Source organism: Labrys sp. KB_33_2 (assembly GCF_052114505.1).
In the GTDB taxonomy this organism is placed as follows: Bacteria; Pseudomonadota; Alphaproteobacteria; order Rhizobiales; family Labraceae; genus Labrys.
Window position 1 is genome coordinate 1 of record NZ_JBFREW010000006.1, and the last position, 16,471, is coordinate 16,471.

The 16,471-nt window shown below is 61.8% G+C and carries 17 protein-coding genes and 2 tRNA genes; 5 read left to right on the forward strand and 14 right to left on the reverse strand.

All coding sequences use genetic code 11. The features are described from left to right. Window positions 1-413, reverse strand: a 413-nt coding sequence (locus AB4037_RS12245; protein WP_441771705.1) for a TolC family protein, incomplete at its 3' end; no start/stop codon positions are given. Between the two features lie 252 nt (window positions 414-665). Continuing rightward, window positions 666-1,322 carry a protein-L-isoaspartate O-methyltransferase family protein gene (locus AB4037_RS12250; RefSeq protein WP_441771706.1) on the reverse strand — a complete coding sequence of 219 codons (657 nt, stop codon included), beginning with the start codon at window positions 1,320-1,322 and terminating at the stop codon, window positions 666-668. A gap of 215 nt (window positions 1,323-1,537) precedes the next feature. On the opposite strand from AB4037_RS12250, the gene AB4037_RS12255 reads away from it, so the two are divergent. After that, window positions 1,538-1,611 (forward strand) — tRNA-Cys (locus tag AB4037_RS12255). Window positions 1,612-2,626: 1,015 nt separating this feature from the next. Here the strand turns inward: AB4037_RS12255 and AB4037_RS12260 are convergent. Together AB4037_RS12260 and AB4037_RS12265 are read right to left on the reverse strand one after the other, a co-directional pair. Then, a complete protein-coding gene (locus tag AB4037_RS12260; RefSeq protein WP_441771707.1) occupies window positions 2,627-2,962 on the reverse strand; it encodes a hypothetical protein in 336 nt (111 codons plus the stop codon). Window positions 2,963-3,329: 367 nt separating this feature from the next. Further along, on the reverse strand, window positions 3,330-3,587 hold the full coding sequence (locus AB4037_RS12265) for a hypothetical protein (protein WP_434956407.1): 258 nt from the start codon (window positions 3,585-3,587) through the stop codon (window positions 3,330-3,332). Between the two features lie 316 nt (window positions 3,588-3,903). Here AB4037_RS12265 and AB4037_RS12270 point away from each other — a divergent pair, with 316 nt between their 5' ends. Then, window positions 3,904-4,305, forward strand: coding sequence for a hypothetical protein (locus AB4037_RS12270; RefSeq protein WP_434956408.1), 402 nt, complete (start codon window positions 3,904-3,906; stop codon window positions 4,303-4,305). Window positions 4,306-4,317: 12 nt separating this feature from the next. Here the strand turns inward: AB4037_RS12270 and AB4037_RS12275 are convergent, their stop codons facing one another. Next, complete coding sequence (locus AB4037_RS12275; protein ID WP_441771708.1) at window positions 4,318-4,587, reverse strand: hypothetical protein; 270 nt, start codon at window positions 4,585-4,587, stop codon at window positions 4,318-4,320. Window positions 4,588-4,744: 157 nt separating this feature from the next. Between AB4037_RS12275 and AB4037_RS12280 the strand changes: the two genes are divergently transcribed. Then, window positions 4,745-4,820, forward strand: a tRNA-Asn gene (locus AB4037_RS12280). Between the two features lie 497 nt (window positions 4,821-5,317). Here the strand turns inward: AB4037_RS12280 and ybaK are convergent. Next, window positions 5,318-5,794, reverse strand: a complete 477-nt coding sequence (gene ybaK, locus AB4037_RS12285; protein WP_441771709.1) for a Cys-tRNA(Pro) deacylase — start codon at window positions 5,792-5,794, stop codon at window positions 5,318-5,320. Between the two features lie 177 nt (window positions 5,795-5,971). Between ybaK and AB4037_RS12290 the strand changes: the two genes are divergently transcribed. Beyond that, window positions 5,972-7,003, forward strand: coding sequence for a cysteine synthase A (locus AB4037_RS12290; RefSeq protein WP_441771710.1), 1,032 nt, complete (start codon window positions 5,972-5,974; stop codon window positions 7,001-7,003). An 8-nt stretch (window positions 7,004-7,011) separates the two neighbouring features. Next, window positions 7,012-7,725 (forward strand): alanyl-tRNA editing protein, encoded by a 714-nt coding sequence (locus AB4037_RS12295; protein ID WP_441771711.1) that lies wholly within the window; start codon window positions 7,012-7,014, stop codon window positions 7,723-7,725. 472 nt (window positions 7,726-8,197) lie between these two features. Here AB4037_RS12295 and AB4037_RS12300 read toward each other — a convergent pair whose 3' ends face one another. From AB4037_RS12300 to queA, 8 genes are all read right to left on the reverse strand, one after another. Then, window positions 8,198-8,527, reverse strand: coding sequence for a hypothetical protein (locus AB4037_RS12300; RefSeq protein ID WP_441771712.1), 330 nt, complete (start codon window positions 8,525-8,527; stop codon window positions 8,198-8,200). Between the two features lie 116 nt (window positions 8,528-8,643). Next, window positions 8,644-10,437, reverse strand: coding sequence for an ABC transporter ATP-binding protein (locus AB4037_RS12305; protein ID WP_434956414.1), 1,794 nt, complete (start codon window positions 10,435-10,437; stop codon window positions 8,644-8,646). A gap of 341 nt (window positions 10,438-10,778) precedes the next feature. Continuing rightward, window positions 10,779-11,408, reverse strand: a complete 630-nt coding sequence (gene msrQ / locus AB4037_RS12310; RefSeq protein WP_434956415.1) for a protein-methionine-sulfoxide reductase heme-binding subunit MsrQ — start codon at window positions 11,406-11,408, stop codon at window positions 10,779-10,781. Beyond that, on the reverse strand, window positions 11,408-12,349 hold the full coding sequence (gene msrP / locus AB4037_RS12315) for a protein-methionine-sulfoxide reductase catalytic subunit MsrP (RefSeq protein ID WP_434956416.1): 942 nt from the start codon (window positions 12,347-12,349) through the stop codon (window positions 11,408-11,410). The genes msrQ and msrP overlap by 1 nt, the downstream gene beginning before the upstream one ends. A 126-nt stretch (window positions 12,350-12,475) precedes the next feature. After that, window positions 12,476-13,723 carry a CDF family Co(II)/Ni(II) efflux transporter DmeF gene (dmeF, locus tag AB4037_RS12320; protein ID WP_441771713.1) on the reverse strand — a complete coding sequence of 416 codons (1,248 nt, stop codon included), beginning with the start codon at window positions 13,721-13,723 and terminating at the stop codon, window positions 12,476-12,478. Next, a complete protein-coding gene (locus tag AB4037_RS12325) occupies window positions 13,720-13,995 on the reverse strand; it encodes a metal/formaldehyde-sensitive transcriptional repressor (protein ID WP_434956418.1) in 276 nt (91 codons plus the stop codon). Before AB4037_RS12325 ends, dmeF begins: the two co-directional genes overlap by 4 nt. Before the next feature lie 184 nt (window positions 13,996-14,179). Then, a complete protein-coding gene (tgt, locus tag AB4037_RS12330) occupies window positions 14,180-15,334 on the reverse strand; it encodes a tRNA guanosine(34) transglycosylase Tgt (RefSeq protein ID WP_441771714.1) in 1,155 nt (384 codons plus the stop codon). Continuing rightward, window positions 15,328-16,386, reverse strand: a complete 1,059-nt coding sequence (queA, locus tag AB4037_RS12335; protein WP_441771715.1) for a tRNA preQ1(34) S-adenosylmethionine ribosyltransferase-isomerase QueA — start codon at window positions 16,384-16,386, stop codon at window positions 15,328-15,330. The genes tgt and queA overlap by 7 nt, the downstream gene beginning before the upstream one ends. Window positions 16,387-16,471 lie beyond the last annotated feature (85 nt).

Here is a 16,471-nt window from a genome sequence, read left to right on the forward strand (position 1 = left end):
TGCAGATTGAGCAGTGCCGCGTCGCGCAGCACGTTCATATAGGCCGTCACTCCGTTAAGGAGCACCGCTTGCTCGGTGTCGCGCAGCGTCTCGCGCTGGCCGAGCACGCCCGACTCGGCAGCGCGCACCGAATTGGCGGTTTGAAAGCCATTGAACAGATTCTGCGTTACCGTGACCTCGGCGCCGCGCGGAAATCGCGTGGCGTTGGACCGACTCCCCTGCAACGACTTGGTGAAATCCCGTTCGGCGCTGATGCTGGCAGAGGCCGAGATGTTGGGCCTGTAACCGCTGAGCGCCTGCGACACGGTTTCGTCATTGGCCCGGGTGCCGGCACGCTGGGCATTCAAGGTGGGGTTGGCCGAATAGGCTTGCGCAAGGGCCGATTGCAGCGATTGAGCCTGCGCTCCGCCCATGAAGAAAACAAGCGAAGCACTTGCAGCCAATAACGAAAATACGCTTACAGTTTTCATGACTCGACCCGACCCAAATCAAAAGAGGCGGACAAACCGCCATATTTTTTAAAAAAATAGCCTGTCAGGCAGCTTTCACCAACAACTGATTTCGGCTGCCCAGCGATAAATCCGAGGTTGAAGCAAAAAAGAGACAGTGAACCCCGGGTTTGGTTAATTAATGGTTAATTTTCTCCTAACGTGCTGTTTTGATAGTCAGAATGAAAAGGCGGGAGCCTTGATGAAGGCCGCCAGAGCCGGCACGGAGGCATCGAAGGCGATACGGCCGGTATGGTCCGACCCGACCTTGACGAAGATGGTAGCACGCCCGGGCCGGCCGCGACCGACCACGGCGAGGAGGCGGCCGCCCTCCTTGAGAGAGGCGAACAGAGCCCCAGGAATTTCCTCGATGGCGCCTTCGATCAGGATCACGTCATAGGGGCCGGAACCGGCCACGCCTTGCTCGAGTGGGCCGGTCACCACCGTCACGTTGCTATAGGAAGCCAAGGCGGTCTTTGCCGAGGCCGCAAGCCCCTCGTCGCTCTCCAGCGCCACCACTTTTCCGGCGAGTTCAGCCAGAACCGCAGCCGAATAGCCAGTGGCCGTGCCGATATCGAGCACCGTGTCGGTGGATTTGATGCCAGCGGCCTGAACGAGCTTGGCCAGATACATCGGCTGAATGAGATAGCGCTCGCCCGTCTCCCCACCCACGGCCAGATCGGCATCGAGATAGGCCAAGGCCTGCTTGGAGGCCGGCACGAAAGTCTCGCGGGGCACGGCAAGGAAGGCATCCACGACGCGCGCCTCGGTCACGTCATTGGGGCGAATCTGGCAATCCACCATGGTGCGGCGCGCTTGGACGAAGTCGGTCATTGCTGGATATCTCTGTTTGTCACTGCTTTGTTTGCGGCATGGCCTCGCAAAAGGCAAGAAGGCTGGCCTTGCAGCCGAGTGGGAGACCTCGGTTTTGCGGCCAGTGCCCGGCATTCACGGAAATATCGCCTCGGCCGAGAAAACCGGTTGAACGCATCCAGCTTGCTTGTTATAGCGCCTGCCTCCGCTTTGTCCTGCTCAGCGCGACAATGGATGGCCACGTGGCGGAGTGGTTACGCAGAGGACTGCAAATCCTTGCACCCCGGTTCGATTCCGGGCGTGGCCTCCAACCCTCCCTTTCAATCTAGAACCCCACCCAAATTCGAGGTGGGACAAAGATGTGCCTTGTTCGGGCTCGCCTTCCAGCCGTTCGTAACTACAGGTGCGCCTGGCGGGTCGCTTTCTGTGAGCGAGGCCCTGCAAGAGGCCTCAACCTGGACGGGGCTCGCCGCTTGCGAGTTGTTGGGAAACAGGAGACCCGAAAGGGCGGATTTGCAGGATCGCCTTCCGGGCCTCCCTGCTCGATCAGTCGGGGGCACCGGCTGAGAGCACCTGAAGCCTAAGGCGACACCACCCCTCCGGCAATTTGGCTATGGGGCTTACTTCTGAATCATGCGAGCAGCGTTTTCGGCCTGTTCGGAGCGCCATCTCGGAGGCGTTTGCGGAAGACGCGCGTCGATTCGCGATCTGTCGCGATGGGAAGAAGAGGCGCGGTGATGGCGCGCTCCCAGACATCTGTTTGACGCTCAGGGACGATAAGATGCGCTCGCGGTTGGGGGCGACATGAGCGATCTGGAATATCCAATTCTGGGCGAGCCGAGGCCTGTCGCGGATGGAGGCGGCTTCGCTGCAATCGTCCCCGATCTTCCCGGCTGCATGAGAATGCCGAGACTCCCGAGGGTGCGGTCGCCAAGGCGCAGGATGCAATTCACGTCTGGATCGAGAATTCAAAGAGTCTTGGCCGCGCCATTCCCCGGCCATCGCGCCACCACATGGCGATTTGGGCAGCCCTCAAGACGGCCTAGCTGGAGTGCGAAGCCGAGAGTGTTTTGCGATTTGGCTGAGTCATCTCCAATCGCAAAGATGCATCGAAGCCAAGGAACTGGAGCAAAAAGCGTTCAATCGTGAAAGCGCTTTGCTTAAGGAAAGGTTCTGCAAAAAAAAGCTGGCGGATGCGAGCTGCGATTCAGCCGACCATTATTCGGCGCTACAAGGGGCATCGAGCCGCCCTTCCCCATCGAAGCAGCGGCCGCCGGCCCAAGCGAATTCAATGGCTCACAGTCGGGCCGGCGCCACTCGGGTGATCAATAGTCGCCGTCATCATCGCCGTTATTATAGTAGGGACGCTGGTCGCGGCGGTCGTAGCGCGGCTGATCATCGTCATAGCGGTAATAGCGACGCGGGCGCTGATAACTCTCGCTATAGGCGTCTTGGCCGGGATGCCTCCTGAGATAGCGGCTCGGCTTGCAGACTCCGTGGCTGGTGACCTTATAGCCGGGCGGGCAAGGCGGATAATATTGCACCTGCATGGCCGACGATGCATCGGGCGTCGTCAGGGGGATCAATACCGCAGCGCCGGCGGCCGATGAAAAAGCGATGCCAGCGCCCGTCAGGATGCCGATGAGAACCGATCGGGACATAGCGTTTCTCCTTGCTGTTGTTCGCGCAAAAGTAGTGAGGGGGAGGTGAACGCCACCTGAATGAGCCGATCGAGGGAAGTCTCTGCGAAAGACCGCAGTTCAGGGCGCGTGAAACGACAGGAAATTCGCAAGTCGCTCGCCCTGCCCTTCATCGCCGCCTCACCGGACATTGACGGGATGCCCCATCTGCGAAAAGGCACATCTTCGCCCGCCGACACACGAAATGGCCGCCATGCAATGACGCATGTCGTTCCTAGCGCAGCATATCGTGATTCTCGTGGCGTCTACGCGTCACGAAAGGATTCTCGCCGGCAATCCGGTCGGGCCATATTGCCGAGGCCGATGCGTTGTCTGACGGCTTCAACTTTCAGCGAATGACGCAGTACAAGGGCACTTTCAGCGTGCTGGCGATAAAATGCAGGCAGTGATTTCGCATCACCTGCGCGTCGTCGTCGGCCATCTGGGCCCGAATGGCTGCACCCGCGGATTGGGCCACACGCTGCTTGAAATCCTGGTCGGCCTCTTCGAGTGCGCGGACCATTGCTCCCAGCAATGCGTACAGGCTCTCGATCTCGACCTGCAGCGTTTGCGCCTTTTGTTGCAGCGTGCTGAAGTCATCCACCATGGGATACCTCCCCTTTTTACCATTAGACGGCCAAGGTCGTGACCGGCGCGTGATAGCCGGGCTTTTCAGGCGAGAGATACGAAACGGTGTCCGGCTCCGGCATGCCTTACCCCCAACAGGACAATCCGTCTGAAGTTTTTTGTAACATGATACCGTCTTCCTGGCTCGGCTGCGAAATCATGGAGAGGTCATGCCGTTTCGGATGTCGTTGAATGAGAGACTGTTAACGCAAGTCGGTCCATTGACTGCGACCGTCGGCCTTAGGGCCAGTCGCCATTCGATTCGACCGGTGCGGTCAGTCTGAGGAACACGGTGCATGACGGACGCCAATGACAGCTATTACCCCCTTGGCCGGGATCGTGCCCCCAACGAAGTCGACCGTCAGCGGGAATGGCTGCGCAACAACGGCAAGTCTGGTGTGCCGACACGAAGCGATCTCGATCTGCTCGAGGCGAGCGAACTGGAAATCAAGATCTGCCCCTGCCATCCGGCACCGGATCAGCCCTACGCGCTCTATTTGGAAGTGTTCGCCTTCGAACTCTTCCTTGGCCAGATCAAGCTGGCGGATTTCCTTGCTCGCGCGTGTTTGGTCGAGGGCAATGACGACCTTGAGCAGATCCCCCGTCGGGATCGGCTGGTTGCGCTGAAGGAACTCCAACGGGCCGTCAATCACTTGGTTGCCGTCGAGGAAACACGCGTGGTCGCCGGCAACGCCTGACGCGTGGCGGGATCAGCGATCCTCCACCGGGCGCGGCTGGCGTCGGCGGCCCCACCAGACCGCGAGCTTGCGGCGGTGGCGCCGAACGAGCGCAATATCGATCGACAGAATCAGCAGGCCGAGCGGAATCATCCAAAAGCCCAGAATCGGCAGGAACCCGAGAAAACCGCCGATCAGCAGGAGCGCACCCAGAATCACTCGCATGCTTCGCGAGGCCGGGAGATGAAAATGTCGCCCGGCGAGTTTGACCTTCGGGCGGTTGAACGGTTCGTTGGGTGCCAAAAAGCCCTCCAGACGGTCAAAAGCGCACCTTTGATCCGGTTGCGTTCCCTTACCCATAGATATTAATCCGAAAAGAAGATGCAATGAGGGCAGGATAGGCCTTGGCAAGCGAGGTTCTTGGAGCTATACACCCGCTCCACCGGGGGACACCCTCTGTTCCGCGATAGCTCAGCCGGTAGAGCAAGCGACTGTTAATCGCTGGGTCGCAGGTTCGAGTCCTGCTCGCGGAGCCATTCTCCTTACCACCTGAAATTTGGTTCTATCTGCGCCATCACAGGGCGCAGTGCCTATTGGCGATTGTGCCTGCCGCGCAGCCCGTCTTTTCCGTCGCTGGCGCTCTGTCCAAACCTGGCGTCAAATCGCGGATCCTTGCTGAACTGGTCACGCCGGCTTCGGCAGCCTCGCTTGCCAACAAGGTCGGGCTGACGCGCCAGAAGGTGAACTATCACCTCCGCGCTCGCTCGAGGAACAGCAATTGGTCCATGTCGTCGAAGAGCGGCGACGGGGTGGCCTGACCGAGAGGCTGATAGTGGCGAGCGCCGCCTCCTATATCGTATCGCCCGCGGTTCTCGGCCGGCTCGGAGCGGATCCCGTGCACAGCAATGACCGGTGTCGGCCAGCTATCTCCTTGCCCGGGCGGCCCGCATCGTACGCGAGGTCGGAGCCCTCTGGCGCAGTGCGCGCGAAAACGACAAGCGCCTGGCGACCCTGCCGATCGATACGGTGATCCTCAGGCCGCGACCAAAACAGCGGCGGTCGCGTCGAGAATGGTCTTGGCATCGCCCGGAGCGAGGCGGATCTGCAGGCCACGCTGGCCGCCATTGACATAGACATAGTCGGCGCCGAGCGCGGTTTCCTCAATGGCCGTCCTCACTTTGCGCATCTGACCGAAGGGGCTGATGCCGCCAATCTTGTATCCCGTGCTGCGTTCGGCATCGGCCGGTTTCATCATCTGCGCCGACTTGCCGTTGAAGGCCGCCGCCAGCCTCTTCATGGAGACCTCGTGATCCGACGGCACGACGACGCAGACAGGCTTGCCGTCGACCAGAGCCATCAGGGTCTTGAGCACCCGGCTGGGCGGTTCGCCGAGGGCCTCGGCGGCCTGCAGGCCTATGCTGTCGGCATCGGGATCATAGTCGTAGCTATGCACGGAAAAGGCGACGCCTGCCTTGGCGAGCATCTGGGTGGCGCGTGTCGCCTTCGACATGACGGCTTCCTTGGGGGGATCGATGACGGCGGGCCTATGGTGACGAGCCCGCCTACCAGGGCGAGAGCTATCATGGCACCGCGGCTTGGAAAACCCGTGCCCGGCATGTCTCTCCCCTATCCCGGGCGGAAAAGTCGGGTTAGGGTCGCATCCCCTCCAATCAGCAGACGATCACACATGGCTTTCCGTACCGGTCTCGTCGATGCCATCGGCAATACGCCCCTCATTCGCCTCAATCGCGCGTCCGAGCTGACCGGATGTACCATTCTGGGCAAAGCCGAATTCATGAATCCGGGACAATCGGTAAAGGATCGTGCAGCGCTCTTCATCATCAAGGATGCGATGGCGCGCGGCGAGTTGAAACCCGGTGGCACCATCGTTGAGGGCACGGCCGGCAATACGGGTATCGGCCTTGCCCTGGTTGCCGATGCCATGGGCTTTCGCACGGTGATCGTGATCCCCGAAACCCAGAGCCAGGAAAAGAAGGACATGCTGCGCCTGGCGGGGGCCGAACTGGTCGAGGTGCCGGCGGTACCCTACGCCAACCCGAACAATTACGTGAAGGTCTCGGGCCGGCTGGCAGCGGAACTGGCGAAGACCGAGCCGGGTGGCGCAGTCTGGGCCAACCAGTTCGACAATGTCGCCAACCGCCAGGCGCATATCGAAACCACCGCTCCGGAGATCCTGGAACAGACCGACGGCAAGCTCGACGGTTTCATCTGCTCGATCGGTTCGGGTGGGACGCTCGCCGGTGTCGGTATCGCCCTGAAGGCGTCCAATCCCGCCATCAAGATCGGCGTGGCCGATCCCATGGGAGCGGCCATGTATTCCTGGTTCAGCAGCGGCGAACTCAAATTCTCGGGGACGTCGATGTCGGAGGGCATCGGCCAGAACCGCGTCACCAAGAATATCGAGGGTGCACCTGTCGACCTTGCCTATCAGATCCCTGATGAAGAAGCGGTGCCGTTGGTCTATGATCTCCTCCAGGAGGAAGGGCTGTGCGTGGGATTGTCGACCGGTATCAACATTGCCGGTGCGATACGCATGGCTCGGGATCTCGGGCCGGGGCACACCATCGTGACCATTCTGTGCGACCACGGCTCGCGCTATCAGTCCAAGCTGTTCAATCCTGCGTTCATGCGTTCCAAGAACCTGCCCGTGCCGGAATGGCTTGAAAAGCGTTCCACCATCAAGGCTCCATTGGAATAGGTGACGACATGGCGACAGACCTGCTGTTCAGAGACGACCCCTACACCCCCGGCGCCAGCGCAACGGTGGTCGGGCTGTCGCAACATGGCATCATTCTGGATCGTACGGTCTTCTATGCCATGGGTGGCGGCCAGCCCGGCGACGTCGGCACCATGACGCTGTCGGACGGGCGCACCATCGCCATCACCAATGCGGTGTGGAACGACGAGACCAAGACCGACATCGCACATATCGTGGCGCCGGAAGGGCTGTTGCCGGCAGTCGGCGACACGGTCGAACTGGCGCTGGACTGGTCCCGGCGCTATGCCCGCATGAAGGTCCACACCGCCTTGCATCTGCTTTCGGTCGCTCTACCCTACCCTGTCACGGGCGGTTCCATCGGCGATGGCGAGGGGCGGCTCGATTTCGACATCCAGGATGCCGGTCTCGACAAGGACGAAATCGCCCACAAGGTCAATTCGATGATCGGCCAGGGTGCCGAGGTCAGCGAGCGCTGGATCACGGATGCGGAACTCGACGCCAATCCCGGCCTGGTGAAGACCATGTCGGTCAAGCCCCCGCGTGGTTCCGGCGTGATCAGGCTGGTCGAGATCGAGGGCCTTGATCTGCAGCCCTGCGGCGGCACCCATGTCCGCAACACCGACGAGATCGGCCGCATCGCGGTGACACAGATCGAAAAAAAGGGCAAGCAGAACCGGCGTGTGCGGATCGCGCTGGCGTGACGGTTCGTTCGAAGCCGGTCGGCGAATGCGGCCCTCCTCCTGACCTACCTGATCATGATGGCGCACTCACAACGTCTCTGGCCAGAGAGAGGAGCGCGAAAACGTCGTCGTCCTCTTCCCGGCTCATAGCCGCATCGAAACGGATATAGTGGTCCCGACTGCACAGCCAGGCGATACAGAGGTATTCCTGATCCGGAACATCGCCCCAGAAGGCATTGACGAGTTTGGCGAAGCCGATTTTGCGTTTCGACCAATGCAAATTGGAGATCGTGTTCGCCAGTTGGATGGTCGCTTGTCGAGATCGGTCGGCCTGCCACGCTGACAGGATGGGAGCGAGAGGAGCACTTCCTCGCGCAATGGCGCATAACACGTCTTCAATTGCTCGGTGTCGCCATTTCGGATTTGGGAGCCCGTCTTGCCGGGATAGCGTGGCCAGAGCCTGGAAGTAGCGATCGATCAGAGTGGTCTTTTCTCAGCTCCAATTGTGCCGATAATTGGCGCCACGCGTGCCGAGATGATCGAAATTGCACTCAAAACCACCGGTGCCAAGTTCGTGTCCCTCTGTCGAGAGTTCAAGCAAGCGCGGCAGGAAGTGCTCGGTCTCTTCTGCGCTGAGGCAACCATTGAACGCGGCGCCATAATAGGCCTGCATCAGCTCGGCGGAAACCCGCTGCCGCGGCGTGCCGGTCAGCAAGGCTTCCTGTTCTGCAGTCACGCAACAGGTCGTGCAAACATTGCTCAGTCGGGCGCCGAAACGATGTGGCGGAAACAGCGCATAAGCCTCGGCAATGATGGCGCGCAATGTGTCGTTCATCGGAGGAAGAGTCCCTGCCGGAGGCGGTGCTCGAACTGCCTCACGAGCAATTGGCGGTCGGGATGGGGCGCGAGTGGCGCCCCATCCGTTGTTGCATTTCCATCTTATGCCGCCCAGCCCTTGGCGAGTTCCAGGGCCTGGCGTTCGAACAGGCCGCGATAGATCCCGTCGGAGTGACGGATCAGGCTGGCATGATCCCCCTCCTCGACGATCTTGCCCTTGTCGAAGACAAGGATGCGGTCCATCGCCTGCACGGTCGAGAGCCGATGGGCGATGACGATGGTGGTGCGACCCGCCATCAGCCGTTCCATCGCCTCCTGGATCAGATGCTCTGATTCGGAGTCGAGGCTGGAGGTCGCCTCATCCAGGATCAGCACCGGCGCATCCGCCAGGAAGGCCCGAGCGAGCGCCACGCGCTGACGCTCGCCACCGGACAGTTTCACGCCGCGCTCGCCCACCATCGTGTCGTAGCCCTTGGGCAACGCCGAGATGAAGGCGCTCGCATTGGCGAGGCTTGCCGCGTGCTCGATCTCGGCCATGCTGGCACCGGGGCGGGCATAGGCGATATTCTCGGCAAGCGAGCGGTGGAACAGGATAGGCTCCTGCTGAACGATGGCGATCCGGCTGCGCAGGCTGGCCTGCGTCACATCGGCGATATCCTGGCCGTCAATGGTGATACGGCCGGCATTCACGTCGTAGAGGCGCTGGATCAGCTTGACGAAGGTGGTCTTGCCCGAGCCTGACCGGCCGACGAGACCGATCTTCTCGCCCGCCCTGATCTCGACGGAGAAGTCGCGATAGAGAGCATCGGCATGGCCGCCATAGTGGAACGTCACATGCTCGAACGCGATGTGTCCGTCCGTGATCATCACCGGCATGGCATCATGCCTGTCCTTCACACCCATCGGCTGGTCATAGAACGCCACCAACTCCTCCATGTCGTTCACCGAACGCTGGAGATTGTGGATGTGCATGCCGATGTCCCTGAGATAGCCATGCACCACGGCATAGCTGGTCAGGACCAATGCGACATCGCCGACACCGGCCTGCCCGCGCATCCACAGCCACAGCACCACGCCCAGCACTGTGGCTCTCAGCCCCAGCAGGAACAGGTTCTGCGCCGTGCCGGCATTGGTGCCGCGCATCCAGGTGCGATTGGTGCGCGAGCGCCATTTGGCCAGCACTGCCGTCAGGCGGGCATCCTCACGCGTCTCGCCACCGAAGGCCTTCACCACCGCGTTGCAGGTGACGGCATCGGCGAGCGCACCGCCGACGCGCGTATCCCAGCTATTGGCGAGGCGCGCGGCCGGCGCGACATAGTTCACCGACAGCACCACCGTCATCGCCACAAAGGCGACGGAGCCGATGAGCACCACCAGGCCGAGGGTCGGCCAGACCGTCGCCAAAACCACCGTCGAGCCGAGCAGGACGAGGATGGAGGGAAGGATGGCCACCAACAGCGTATCGTTGAGCATGTCGAGCGCCCACATGCCGCGGGTGACGCGCCGCACCGTCGAGCCCGCGAAATTATTGGCGTGCCAATCGGTGGAGAAGCGCTGCACGCGCGCGAAGGCTTCGCGGGCGACCGTGCTCATCATCCGTGTCGTCAGGATGGTGATGCAGTAGAAGAACAACTGCCGGCACCCGACGGCGACCGCGCCGAGGACCAGCATCGCGCCGAGCGCCCACCAGGCCTGGTTTGCGCTGCCTAAGCCGGCAGTGACGGCGTCAACCATCTGGCCGGCATAGATAGGCACGACTACTTCGGCCACCGTCGCCACGCCGACGGATATGACGATCAAAGCGACGAGATCGGCCTGGCTGCGCCAGTGATCAAATGTGAATCCAAGCACAGCCGCCATCGGGTTGCGGCCGGGCTCTTTGCGAGAAAGAGTCATCGGGGTATCCGGCGCAGCCCCGCGCCGTCTCCAAAATGTAGGGCGCGCACAAGCGTGCGACGCAAAATATGTTCAGGAAAAAAGACCCGGAGAGTGTTCGGGAAAAAAGACGCGATCTAACGCGTCAAGATCTCATACGGCCGAGCGTTCGACACGTGAGCGAGAATCAGAAATGTGGTCATGCAATTCTCCCTCATGCTGAGTGTGAACCGGGAAGCGCAACCTAGGTGCAGATTCGCGCCAAGGCAAACGATTTTTTCATCAAAAACAGTGAGCAGGCCGCGGTCGTTGGCGCTCCCCGAGGCTGGGGAGCTCTTTTTTGAAGAAACGAGGCGCTCCGGCTATGTCGATGCCACGCGCCGTGGGCTGGGGCCACGCTTGCCGATCAGCGGCCATAACAGCCGCCAGGCCAGCAGCACGAGCACGATCGCAGCATAGATCAGCGGTTCGATCAGCCAGACCTTCTTGATCATGATGAAATGCAGCGCTCCGAGCGCGATGGCAGGGTAAACGAGCTTGTGCAATTTCGACCAGACCTTCCCGCCGAGCTTGCGGATCGACCAGTTCGTCGACGTCAGTGCCAGGGGCACGAGCAGGGTAAAGGCGGCCATGCCGATGGTAATGTAGGGGCGGCGCAGGATGTCCTGGATGGCGGCATGGAGATCGAGGCCACGGTCGAGCCAGAGCCACACGCTCAGATGCAGCAGCGCATAATAGAAAGCCACCAGGCCGAGGGCACGCCGATAGCGCAGGAGATTGATGCGCAGAAGCTGGCGTAGCGGCGTGATGCAGAGGCAGGCGATCAGGAAACGCAGAGCCCACAGGCCCAGCCCCCATTCGAGCTGGGCGATGGGATCTGCACCGATGCGTCCGGTGAAGGCAAGATAGAACAGCCAGACGGCCGGCAGCATGCCGATGACATAGACGAGCCATTTGAGCACGGGTTGCAGGCTGGCGCGTGTGAGCTGCATCAGTAATAAGCTTTCAGATCCATGCCGGAATACATCGCGGCCACCTGCTCGCCGTAACCGTTGAACATCAAGGTCGGCTGCCGGCCGGCCAGCAGGCCGGCGCCGATGCGCCGCTCGCTCGCCTGGCTCCAGCGCGGATGATCGACCTCTGGATTGACGTTGGAATAGAAGCCATACTCGCTCGAATTTTCCAGGTTCCAGGACGTGGGCGGCTGCTTCTCGACCAGGCTGATGCGCACGATCGACTTGATGCCCTTGAAGCCATATTTCCAGGGCACGACCAGGCGTAGCGGCGCGCCGTTCTGGTTCGGCAGCGTCTCGCCATAGAGGCCTACAGCGAGGATGGTGAGCGGATTGAGCGCTTCATCCAGACGCAGCCCCTCGACATAGGGCCATTTCAAAGCCGGAAAGAAGGCCGATTGACCCGGCATCTCCGTGGGGCGAACCAACGTCTCGAAGGCGACGTATTTGGCGCTTCCCTGCGGCTCGGCCTTCTTGATCACGTCGGCGAGAGCAAAGCCGAGCCAGGGGATGACCATCGACCAGGCCTCGACGCAGCGATGGCGGTAGATGCGCTCTTCGAGACGATAGGGCTTGATGAAGTCTTCAAGCGCATAGGTCGCCGGCTTGTTGACGAGCCCGTCGACCTTGATGCTCCAGGGCGTGGTGGTAAGCTTGCCGGCATAGGCAGCCGGATCGGACTTGTCGGTGCCGAACTCGTAGAAATTGTTGTAGCTGGTGATGTCTTCCAGACTGGTCTGCTTCTCGTCGGTGGAATAAGTGCTCTTGGCGCCCGACAATTTGGCCGCTTCGGCGGAGAACGGCAGAAGAGCCGCGCCAGCCGCCGCGCCTATGCCAGCTAGGAAACGTCGCCGGTCGACATAGGCTTGCTGGGGCGTGACATGGGCCTCGGTGAGGTCGGGGGTGTGGCGGATCAGCATGATATCCCCTGGTCGGTGGACGTGAACTTACTACCCCTTATACGCCCGTGCGGGGATCGATGTTTCTCACGATCACGTAAGGCCAATGGTAAAATCGATGTGCGCGATCGTGATCAGCGCGTTACTTCAAGCCGCCCGCCCCTTGGGCTGAACCTCGATCGTCACATGCGATAGCGAAGGAAACATCGCCAGCTTGCCGCGATAGAAGTCCGGCTCGCGGGGATGGGCCGAGGCGATGGACAGGATGGCCCCGAGATGGCCGGGACCGAGCCGCCACAGATGCAGGTCGGCGACCTTGTCGCCCTCCTCCTCGATGGTCCTGCGCATGGCGTCTGCAAGTCGGCGGTCGGGCAGCATGTCGACCAGGATACCGCCGGTGTCGCGGATTAGCGTATAGGACCAACTGAGGATGACGGCGGCGCCGACCAAGCCGGCGACCGGGTCCATCCAGCCCCAGCCGGCCAGGAGACCAAGCAGGAGGCCAACGATCACCAGCACGGACACGGCCGCGTCGGCCATGACATGAGCAACCGCCGAGCGCATGTTGTTGTCGTGATGCCCGCCATGGGAATGAGGTTCGGCGAAGGCCGTCGTCAGACGTTCATCGCCGAATTCGAGCCTGATGCCGAAGGCATGGGGTTCCGGGATCTCCTCACGCGATTCCAGATAGGTGCCGTGGTTCGTGAAGGTGAAGCGCTGTCGGGTTCCATCCTCCCGCATGGTCTCAAGGCTGACCATACCCGCATCGGGCATGGAGCCATGTGGAGGGTGCAGGCGGAAACGCGGCGGAACGCCGTCCTCGAATATGCTGAGTTCGAGCGGGCCGGCAGCCGTTGAAAATCGACGCTCTTCCTCGTGATGGTGATGGGAGCCGTGATCGTGCTCATGGCCGTGTGCGTGATGATGATGGTGACCGCTCCCATTGAGCAGCCATACGCTGGCAATATTCACGGCCAAGCCCAGCACCGCGATGACGATCGCCTGACCATAGTCGATCGGAACCGGAGCCAGCAGGCGTATCACGGCCTCATAGGCAATCAGCAACGCGATCATCGCCAGGATGACGGCGCTGGTATAGCCGGCCAGGTCGCCGACCTTGCCGGTGCCGAAGGTGAAGCGCCGATCGAAGGCATGCCGGCGCGCGTAACGATAAGCCAGTGCCGTCAACAGCAGGGCGCCGGCATGGGTCGACATGTGCAGGCCATCCGCCATCAACGCGATCGAGCCGTAGATGGCGCCGCCCATGATCTCCACCCCCATCATCGCCACGCAGAGGATGATGACTGCCCAGGTCCGGCGTTCGTTCGAATCGTGGTCCGCTCCGAGGAAGACGTGGCTGTGCTCGAAGGGGGCATTGGCGGTCGGCATGGTCATTTCAGATAACTCCTGACGACATCGATCAGATGCTCGGCGGCTTCCCTGCGGGCCGCTTCGTCGAGGCCGGGCGTCATGATGTGGTCGCGGACATGGTCCTCGATGACCTCGGCCATCATGCCGGCGATCGAACCCCTCACCCCGGCCAGCATGTGCATGATGGGATCGCAGCCCAGCTCACTCTCGAGCGCCCGTTCGATGGCCTCCACCTGCCCCTTGATGCGGCGAACCCGCGCCAGAAGCTTGGCCTTTTCCTGGATCGTATGGCTCATGATACCCTCTATAGCATAGGGGGGTAGGCTATATGGACTAAAGCTAGACGGCAAGGACGTGGATAAGGCGCTGGAAGACATTTCGGTGTGCAGGTCTCCAGACCAGCAATATTCAGGAAAGCGCGGTGGTTTCATGCCGGTCCCGCTCCATCTCTTGATGGAGCGGGACCGGCACACCTAGAGCCTACAGCTTGGCGATGTCGCCCCGGGCCCAGTTTTCCTTGGTCTCGGCCTTGAAGTCGGCAAAGCGCCCTTCGGCGATGGCGGCACGCATGCCGGCCATCAGGTCCTGATAATAGGCCAGGTTGATCCAGGTCAGCAGCATCATGCCAAGGATCTCGTTGGCCTTGGTGAGGTGATGCAGATAGGCGCGGCTATAGTCGCGGGCGGCCGGACAGGTGGACGCTTCGTCGAGCGGACGGGGATCCTCGGCGTGGCGAGCGTTCTTGAGATTGACCTTGCCGAAGCGCGAATAAGCCAGGCCATGGCGCCCCGCACGCGTCGGCATCACGCAATCGAACATGTCGATGCCGCGCGACACGCTCTCGATCAGGTCGTCCGGCGTGCCGACGCCCATCAGATAGCGCGGTTTTTCATGCGGCAGATGCGGCTCCACGGTCTCGATCATCTTCAGCATCACGGCTTGCGGTTCGCCGACGGCGAGTCCGCCGATGGCGTAGCCGGGGAAGTCCATGCTCGACAGTGCTTGTGCAGACGCAATACGCAGATCGGGGATGTCGCCGCCCTGCACGATGCCGAAAATCGCCTTGCCGGGCTGGGTTCCGAAGGCGCGCTTGGAGCGCTCGGCCCAGTCGAGTGACAGCCGCATGGCCCGCTCGATGTCCTTGCGGGTCGACGGCAGGCGCACGCATTCGTCGAGCTGCATGATGATGTCGGAATCGAGCAGGGTCTGGATCTCGACCGAACGTTCCGGCGTGAGGCGATGGTGGGAGCCGTCGATATGGCTCCTGAAGGTGACGCCGTTCTTGTCGAGCTTGCGTAGCCCCGCCAGCGACATCACCTGGAACCCCCCAGAATCGGTAAGGATCGGGCCCTGCCAGCGCGAGAAGTCATGCAGGCCGCCGAGGGCTGCCACCCTCTCCGCGCCAGGACGCAGCATGAGGTGATAGGTATTGCCGAGGATGATGTCGGCGCCCAGGTCCTTGACCTGGTCTATATACATCGCCTTGACCGTGCCGGCCGTACCAACCGGCATGAAGGCCGGCGTGCGTACGCTACCGCGCCCTAGATGCAGGGCGCCGGTGCGGGCGGCGCCCTCGGTGGCATGAATGGCGAAGGAGACCTCGCCGGCGGTCGTCTGTGTCGAAGTATTCAGCATGGCGCCCGCCATAGCAGACTGGCATCGCCATAGGAATAGAAGCGGTAGCCCTCGGCGATGGCATGCGCATAGGCCGCCTTCATGGTGTCGTAGCCGGCGAAGGCCGAGACCAGCATCATCAGGGTCGAGCGCGGCAAGTGGAAATTGGTCATCAGGGCGTCAGCCGTGCGGAAGCGATAGCCAGGCGTGATGAAGATCGAGGTCTCGTCGGCGAAAGGCTTGATAGTGCCGTCTGCCGCAGCCGCGCTTTCGAGCAGGCGCAGCGAGGTGGTGCCGACGGCGACGATACGTCCTCCCCTGGCCTTGCAGGCGTTGAGCGCTTGCGCCGTCTCAGGGGTAACAACCCCGAACTCGGCATGCATCTTGTGTTCGGATAGATCCTCGCCCTTCACCGGCAGGAACGTGCCGGCGCCGACATGCAGCGTGACGAAATGGCGGGCAATTCCGGCCGCATCCAGCCTGTCAAACAGGTCGGGCGTGAAATGCAGCCCGGCCGTGGGAGCGGCGACCGCACCATCGGCCTTGGCATAGATAGTCTGGTAGTCCTCGCGGTCCCGCGCATCTTCGGCACGCTTGGAAGCGATATAGGGCGGCAAAGGAATATGGCCGACCGTCGCGATCGCAACGTCCAGCGCCGCACTCTCCAGCGAAAAGCGCAGAACAACCTCCCCGCCCTCGCCCTTTTCTTCGACAGCCGCCCTCAGGTTCTCACCGAATTCGATGGTGTCCCCGACCGCTAGGCGCTTGCCGGGGCGAGCGAAGGCCTTCCATTGCGCCGGGCCGAGGCGCTGGTGCAGCATGGCCTCGATCGCGGCCCCTGCCCCACCCGGGCGACGACGCAGGCCGTCGAGGCGGGCCGGGATGACCTTGGTGTCGTTGAAGACGAGCATGTCGCCTGCCCTCAGCATGGCCGGCAGATCGAATACGATACGATCGGTGAGCGCGGCATGGGCCTGATCGACTTCGAGCAAACGCGCACGGTCGCGGGGCTCGGCGGGGCGGAGCGCGATATTCTCGGCGGGAAGATGAAAGTCGAAATCGGAAACGCGCATGTCCAGCGATCCATACGGCCGGCACGCCGGTCGAACCTGTGATGGCCGCCACTGCCAGCGTGGCTGAGCAGGGACGCTAAATTGC